This is a genomic window from Streptomyces sp. NPDC000594 (genome assembly GCF_040299965.1).
Lineage (GTDB): Bacteria > Actinomycetota > Actinomycetes > Streptomycetales > Streptomycetaceae > Streptomyces.
The window spans coordinates 339937-347201 of the sequence record NZ_JBEPCY010000006.1 but is presented as its reverse complement, the minus strand read 5'-3'; the positions used below and the strand labels follow the sequence as shown (position 1 = coordinate 347201).

7 protein-coding genes are annotated in these 7265 nt (G+C 72.4%); 2 read left to right on the top strand and 5 right to left on the bottom strand.

Annotated features, from left to right (window positions below; all coding sequences use genetic code 11):
- Window positions 1-126: 126 nt before the first annotated feature.
- Window positions 127-2361 (bottom strand): heavy metal translocating P-type ATPase, encoded by a 2235-nt coding sequence (locus tag ABT354_RS12830; RefSeq protein WP_502983403.1) that lies wholly within the window; start codon window positions 2359-2361, stop codon window positions 127-129.
- A 338-nt stretch (window positions 2362-2699) separates the two neighbouring features.
- Between ABT354_RS12830 and ABT354_RS12825 the strand changes: the two genes are divergently transcribed.
- On the top strand, window positions 2700-3398 hold the full coding sequence (locus tag ABT354_RS12825; protein WP_351492601.1) for a copper homeostasis protein CutC: 699 nt from the start codon (window positions 2700-2702) through the stop codon (window positions 3396-3398).
- 78 nt (window positions 3399-3476) lie between these two features.
- Here ABT354_RS12825 and ABT354_RS12820 read toward each other — a convergent pair whose 3' ends face one another.
- Both ABT354_RS12820 and ABT354_RS12815 read right to left on the bottom strand, forming a co-directional pair.
- Window positions 3477-4454 carry a GlxA family transcriptional regulator gene (locus ABT354_RS12820; RefSeq protein WP_351492599.1) on the bottom strand — a complete coding sequence of 326 codons (978 nt, stop codon included), beginning with the start codon at window positions 4452-4454 and terminating at the stop codon, window positions 3477-3479.
- Window positions 4455-4552: 98 nt separating this feature from the next.
- Window positions 4553-5062: a YfbM family protein gene (locus ABT354_RS12815; RefSeq protein WP_351492597.1), complete on the bottom strand. Its 510-nt coding sequence runs from the start codon at window positions 5060-5062 to the stop codon at window positions 4553-4555.
- Between the two features lie 69 nt (window positions 5063-5131).
- Between ABT354_RS12815 and ABT354_RS12810 the strand changes: the two genes are divergently transcribed.
- Window positions 5132-5587: a hypothetical protein gene (locus tag ABT354_RS12810; protein WP_351492595.1), complete on the top strand. Its 456-nt coding sequence runs from the start codon at window positions 5132-5134 to the stop codon at window positions 5585-5587.
- Window positions 5588-5614: 27 nt separating this feature from the next.
- Here the strand turns inward: ABT354_RS12810 and ABT354_RS12805 are convergent, their stop codons facing one another.
- Both ABT354_RS12805 and ABT354_RS12800 read right to left on the bottom strand, forming a co-directional pair.
- The gene (locus tag ABT354_RS12805) at window positions 5615-5968 is read right to left on the bottom strand and encodes a hypothetical protein (RefSeq protein WP_351492594.1); all 354 of its coding nucleotides are present in this window, start codon (window positions 5966-5968) and stop codon (window positions 5615-5617) included.
- Window positions 5961-7232: a helix-turn-helix transcriptional regulator gene (locus ABT354_RS12800; RefSeq protein WP_351492592.1), complete on the bottom strand. Its 1272-nt coding sequence runs from the start codon at window positions 7230-7232 to the stop codon at window positions 5961-5963. Before ABT354_RS12800 ends, ABT354_RS12805 begins: the two co-directional genes overlap by 8 nt.
- Between the last annotated feature and the right edge of the window lie 33 nt (window positions 7233-7265).

The following is a 7265-nucleotide window of genomic DNA, read 5'->3' as shown; positions in this document are numbered from 1 at the left end:
CTGGGCGGGGGGGCCGCCGGCGCGGCCGGCTGTAACCCGGGGCGCGTGCACCCCCCCCCGCGGGGGGGGGCGGGGGCGGTGAGGCCCGGACCCCGCCGCTCGCGGGTCCAGCAGGGGTACGAGGTATCAGGCGGCGGCCTTGAAGCGGCGGAGCCGCAGGCTGTTGCCGACCACGAAGACCGAGGAGAAGGCCATCGCGGCCCCCGCGATCATCGGGCTGAGCAGACCCAGCGTGGCGAGCGGGAGGGCGGCCACGTTGTAGGCGAAGGCCCAGAACAGGTTCCCCTTGATCGTGCCGAGCGTCTTGCGCGCCAGCCGGATCGCGTCGGCCGCCGCCCGCAGGTCCCCGCGGACCAGGGTCAGGTCGCCCGCCTCGATCGCGGCGTCGGTGCCCGTGCCCATCGCCAGCCCCAGGTCGGCCTGGGCGAGCGCGGCGGCGTCGTTGACCCCGTCGCCGACCATCGCCACGCTGCGGCCCTCGTCCTGGAGACGCTTGACCACGTCGACCTTGTCCTCGGGCATGACCTCGGCGATGACCTCGTCGATGCCGACCTCGGCCGCCACGGCCTCGGCCACGGCCTTGTTGTCGCCGGTCAGCAGGATCGGGGTGAGCCCCAGCGCCCGCAGCCGCCGGATCGCCTCGGCGCTGGTGTCCTTGACCGCGTCGGCGACCTCCAGGACCGCGCGGGCCTCGCCGTCCCAGGCCACCGCGATGGCGGTCCGGCCGGCGGCCTCGGCCTCACGCTTGGCCGAGACCAGGGCCTCGGGCAGGTGGATCTCCCACTCACCGAGCAGCTTCTCCCGGCCGACGAGGACCGCGTGGCCCTCCACCACACCCTGGACACCGAGTCCGGGGATGTTGGCGAAGTCCTCCGGGGTGGGCAGTGCGGAACCGGTGCGCTCCTGGGCCCCGGCGGCGACCGCCTGGGCGATGGGGTGCTCGGAGGCGTTCTCCAGGGCCCCGGCGAGCCGCAGCACCTCGTCCTCGGTGGTGCCGTCGGCGACATGGACACCGAGCAGGGTCATCTTGCCGGTGGTGACGGTGCCGGTCTTGTCCAGGACGACGGTGTCGACCTTACGGGTGGACTCCAGCACCTCGGGGCCCTTGATCAGGATGCCGAGCTGGGCGCCGCGGCCGGTGCCGACCATGAGAGCGGTGGGCGTGGCCAGGCCGAGGGCGCAGGGGCAGGCGATGATCAGTACGGCGACGGCGGCGGTGAAGGCGGCGGTCCAGCCCTCGCCGGTGGCGACCCAGACACCGAGGGTGCCCAGGGCGAGCAGGATCACGATCGGGACGAAGACCCCGGAGATCCGGTCGGCGAGCCGCTGGGCGGCGGCCTTGCCGTTCTGGGCGTCCTCGACCAGCTTGGCCATCCGGGAGAGCTGGGTGTCGGAGCCGACCCGGGTGGCCTCCACGACCAGCCGGCCGCCGGCGTTGAGGGTGGCGCCGGTGACGCTGTCGCCGGGGGCGACCTCGACGGGGACGGACTCACCGGTGAGCATCGAGGCGTCCACGGCGGAGGAGCCCTCGACCACGGTGCCATCGGTGGCGATCTTCTCGCCGGGACGGACCACGAAGCGGTCGCCCACGGCCAGCTCGGCGGTGGGTATCCGGACCTCGGCGCCGTCCCGCAGGACGGTCACCTCCTTGGCGCCCAGCTCCATCAGGGCGCGGAGCGCGGCCCCGGCCTTCCGCTTGGAGCGGGCCTCGAAGAAGCGCCCGGCGAGGATGAAGGCGGTGACTCCGGCGGCGGCCTCCAGATAGATGTTGGAGGCGCCGTCCGAGCGGGAGATCGTCAGCTCGAACGGATGGGTCATACCGGGCATCCCGGCGTGGCCCCAGAAGAGCGCGTACAGCGACCAGGCGAAGGCGGCGAGCGTACCCACGGAGACCAGGGTGTCCATGGTGGCGGCGCCGTGCCGGAGGTTGGTCCAGGCCGCCTTGTGGAAAGGCCAGCCCGCGTAGACCACGACCGGGGCGGCGAGGGTGAGCGAGAGCCACTGCCAGTACTGGAACTGGAGCGCGGGGATCATCGCCATCGCGATGACCGGAACGGCGAGGACCACCGCGGTGATCATGCGTTCGCGCAGGGTCCGCAGCTCGTGGTCGTCCTCCTCCGGCTGCTCCCCGTCCGATCCGTCCGCCCCTTCCGCCCCGCCGGCGGTCCGTGAGGGGGTCCTGGGCCGGGGCGGTGCCGCCGAGTATCCCGTCTTCTCGACGGTCCCGATCAGGTCCTGGACGCTGATGCCCTCGGCGAAGGTGACCTTGGCCTTCTCGGTGGCGTAGTTGACCGTGGCCTCGACGCCCTCCATCCGGTTGAGCTTCTTCTCGATACGGGCGGCACAGGAGGCGCACGTCATGCCGCCGATGGCGAGTTCTACCTCTTGGTGGGTGGCTGTGTGCGCCACGGTTCCTCCCTGTCCCGCGATTTATACCCCTGGGGGGTATCTCTTCTGCCTCTATGTGTACCCCCTCTAGGTATGGAAAGCAAGTGCCGGAGGTTCTTCTTCCCCTCCAACGCGCCTCCCGGGGGCCCGGTGGCGCCACCGGGTGGCCGAAGCCCGTGGGGAACCTGTGCGGATCCCGCCGATTCCACCGGGGCGATGGTGCGCTCTCCGGGGGTGCGCACTAGTCTTGGCATTGGACTAGACCTATTTGCGCAGCTTGTTTTCCGTCTTCCAGGAGGAGTGGGGTTTCCATGAGCAACCGTGCGGTCCTGGAGGTGATCGCCCTCGACGCGGCGGACGCCGTCGCGGCACAGTCGGGCGGCGCGGACCGGCTGGAGCTGGTCACGGACATGGCCAAGGACGGCCTCACCCCGTCCCGGGAGACCTTCGGGAGGATCCGGCAGTCCGTCGACATCCCCCTGCGGGTCATGCTGCGCCTCGCCGACGGCTTCTCCGCCGGGACCCACGACGACGTCGAGACGCTGGTACGGGCCGCCCGCGAGCTGCGCGCGGAGGGTGCCGACGAGTTCGTCCTCGGCTTCCTGGACGAGGAGGGCCACCCGGACCTGGTCACCGTGGAGCGCCTGATCGCCGAGATCGAGGGCTGCGCCTGGACCTTCCACCGGGCGATCGACCGCGCGGTGGACCGGGACTCCCTGCGCAAGTCCCTGGCGGACCTGCCCGGCCTGGACACCTATCTCACGGCGGGCGCCGCGGCCGGGGTGGACGCGGGTCTGTCCACGCTGGTCGCCGAGGCGGCCCGCCAGGGTGAGCCGGGCTACCGCGCCCGGATCCTCGTCGGCGGCGGCCTCCGCCTCGACCACCTTCCGCAGCTGATCGCGGCGGGCATCGACGGCTTCCACATCGGCGGCGCGGCGCGCCCGCAGGGCTGGTCGGGGCCGGTGGACGCGGCGGCGGTGCGGGAGTGGCGCGAGAAGCTGGACGCCTGAGGTACCCCCCGGGGGTAGCCCTTGCTCCCCTGCCGGCTCCGGTGGCTCCGGTGTGTCCAGTAGGTCCAGCGGGCGGCCTCAGCTCTCCTCGTCCCGGGTCAGCGACACCGTCAGAGCGCGGTGCGCGGTCCGGTAGGTACGGGGTGCGGTGCCGGTGCGGCGCTGGAAGTGGTGGCGCAGATTGGCGGGGGAGCCGAAACCGGTACGCAGGGCGATCCGCTCGACGGGTACGTCGGTGTTCTCCAGCAGCAACTGTGCCTCGTGGAGCCGGATCTCCAGCAGGTACTGGAGCGGTGAGAGACCGGTCCGCGCGCGGAAGCGGCGGTTGAGCCCGCTGACGCTGATCCGGGCGTGCCCGGCGATGTCCGCGAGGGTGAGCGGACGGTGGAAGTGGGCCTCCAGCCAGCGCACCGTCTCCTCCACCGAGAGGCGGTCGCCGGCCTCGCGGTCCAGCTCCTCGCGGTCCGCCACCACCTTGTCGTGCAGGGGCAGCAGGATCCGGCGGGCGGTCGCGGCGGCCACCCGGGTCCCGTGGTCCCGCTCCACCAGATCGACGCAGAGGTCCAGCCCGCCGAAGACCCCGGCGGAGGTGTGGAAGGGGCCGTCCGCGACGGTCGGCTCACCGGTGCTCCGTGCGCGCACCCGGGGGAAGCGCCGGGCGAACTCCCGCTGGTGCGGCCAGGAGGTGAGCGCCCGGCGGCCGTCCAGCAGCCCGGCGGCCGCGAGCGCGAAGACCCCGGTACCGATCGCGGCCATCCGGCAGCCCCGGTCCGCGCAGGCGCGCAGCGCCCGAGCCGTGCCCGGCGGCAGCGGCTCGCGGTAGGCGGTGTATCCGGTGACCAGGACGGTGTCGGCGCCGTCCAGCGCCTCCGGCCCCCAGGGCGTGACCAGGCTCAGCGGCGGCTCACCCGTGGTCACCGCCCGGCCCGGCGCGGCCACCCGTACCTCGTACCGCACCCGGGGGAAGGCGTGCGTGGCGGCGGCGAAGACCATGGACGGGACGGTCAGTTGATGGCCCGGCACTCCGTCGGCCACCAGGACGGTGATCACTGACATGAACAGAATTTAGCGGTACGTGCCACGGGCGGCGCTTTCTCGCGGGTGGCCGCCGCCCGCAGGATGGTCCGGGAGCGGCACGTCGATCCGGCCGGTTCCTAGTCGATCCAGACCAGCAGACCGTGCCGGAGGCGGGCCGTGGCCGTGAAGAAGGCGGCGAGCCGCTGGTACGCGTGGGCCGCGTCGTCCAGGGTCTCGTCCCCGCCGCCCTCGAAGGTGTAGATCCCCGCCGCCGCGAGGTCCGCCGGGGTGGTCCCCGCTATCAGGCCCTCCGGCGTGATCGCGGCCATCGCCTCGGCGGCCGTCCGCACCCGCTCCGGGACGATCAGCCGGGGCGGACCGTACCCCCAGTCCTCGGCGCCGGACAGTTCCCGCTCGCCATGGACGACATTCACGGGGACGTGGTGGCGGTCGAGCAGGAACTCCAGGGCGTGCCACATCTTCCCCGTGTCGTGCAGCCGCCCCCGGGGCGGTCCCTGGAGCGGGGCGGTCCCGTCCTCGGGCGCGTACAGGAGTTCCTCCACGAACTCCCATGCCCATGCCGGGTCCCGCACCGCCCGGTCCAGCTCAGCGGGGGTGAAGCGGGCATACTCTCCGATCATGCTCATGGGCGGATCGTAGGGGTCGCCACCGACAGGAGCCTGGGGAGCACGTGGATCCCCTGGTCAAGAACCGATGTGAACAGGCATGATGCGCGGATGGAGTACTGGGCGGAATTCTTTGTCGCACCGGAGGACACGGTGACGGCCGAGAGCGAGCCCGCCGTCGGCGCCGACGGCGGGCCTGCGGCGCTGCCCGTGGACTACGACCCCGAGGCGGCGATGGCGGCCTGGCAGGCCCTCTTCGCGAACACCTCCGTCCGCTCCCGCTGGCGCCGCACCGCGCCCCCGGAGCCGGCCGAGGCGACCCATGACGGCTGCCGCGTCCTCGTCGTCCCCGACCCCCTCGTCACCCACCTCGCCCGCGCGGACCGCGCCCAGCGCGAACGCGTCGCCCACGCCTGGGTCCGCCTCCGCCGCGCCTCGGGCGAGGACATGTCCACCTCCGACGCGGTGGCCCACCTGACGGCCCTCTCCTCCCTGGCCACCCACGCCCGGACCCACGGCCGCCGCCTTTACGCCTACATGAACTGACCCCCCGGGAGCCTGGCCCGGCCCGCTTCAGACGGTTTGCTCGATCTGCTCGAAGATGTCCGAATCCGTCTCCCGCTGCCAGACAGGCAGGTCGGCCCAGTCGGCGACATAGCCGGGCTTCGGGTCCTCGAAGTGCTTGAACATCTGGGCGGTCCAGCAGATCGCCACGAAGCGGCCCTTCTGCTCACGGGTGAGCCGTGCGGCGTGCCCTTCACTGACCCTGATGAAGTCGCGCACCTGCCCGTACACGGCGGCGGCGGCCGCGCGCTCCCACGCGGGTGTCCCGTCCCACGGTGTGACGTAGCCGGCCTTCGGCTCACCGGGGTAGTGCTTGGTCACACCGGCGATCCACGCCTCGCGGAAGATCCGGCCGTCACTCATGTACGTGTCCCTCTCGTCGCGCGGTACGCGAAAGCGCCGCGATTCGGTGATCCAGGTCCGAGACTCGGCCATCGGACAGGAGTGGGGCAAGGCGCCCGCGAAGCCCGTCCAGCTTCGTACCGATGAACCCCGACCCCGACCGGCCGGCCAGGCCCATCGCGGCCTCCGCGTACTCCACGACTTGGTCGACGTCGCGCCGGTGGACCCCGAGGGCAGCCAGGTCGCTCAGTACGGCGGCGCGGCGGCGCAGCGACAGGGGTTGGGCGAGGGCTGAGGTGAGGGCGTCCTCCGCGAGGTCGGGGCGGCCGAGCCGGAGGTAGCAGGCGCCTCGCTCCTCGGGGAGGCGGGAGCCGTCGAAGCGGAGCCAGCCGCCGTTGTGGCAGTCGCCGTCGAGGGTGTGCACCTCCTCGGCCTCGGCCAGGGCCCGCACGCAGGCGTCGAAGTCGCCCATGGTCGCGTACGCCTCGGCCTGGACGGCGGCGACCCAGTGCCGGGTGGCCAGTGCGCTGTCGCCCCGCCGAGCGACCCGGGAGGCCGCCGCCAGCAGGGGCAGGGCGGCGGGCGCGCGGCGGGCGTACAGCTCGACGTAGGCGTGGCGGGTCAGCGCGCAGGCCCAGAGATCGTCGTCACCCCCGGCATGGGCCGCGTGGGCGGCCAGCGTGTAGCACTGGGCGGCATCGGTGTACCGGTTGGCGTCGAAGAAGAGTTCACCGGCGAGCTGGTAGAGGTCGGCCGTCAGTACGCACAGCCGGGCGCGACCCGCTTCGGTGCCCGCGTCGGCCAAGCCCTTCGTCAGGATGCCGAGCTGCGTGTGGACCGCCGGGAAGACGGTCCGCTTGGAGTCCGAGAGAGTGAAGACCTGCCACAGTCCACGATGCGGATCCTCTCCCGTCTCCAGGAGTGCCGCCGTAGGTCCTCGGGGAGCCTCGTCCGAACCGGGCAGGGTGACCAGCGCGCCCGTGACGGCGAGCAGGCCCAGAACATTGCGGCGCTTCATGTCGTCATCATCACCGTGGAAGAGGGGTTGCGGGTCGGGCCTTGCCGTTTCGACCGGCCGCTCGTCGACGAGAAGCCTTTCCAGTTCGGAGAGGGTGACTCCCAACAGGCCCGCGATCCTGGGCCGTTGGTGCGGTTGTGGTGTGGCGCGGCCGCCCTCCCAGCGGATCACGGTGGACGTGGCCACCGCGAGCGCTTCGGCGAACTCCTCCTGGGAATAGCCCTGTGCCGCGCGCCGCTCGGCGAAACGTCTGCGTCTTGACGTCATCGGTCTCCCCTCACGAAGAAGAGCACCTTCCCT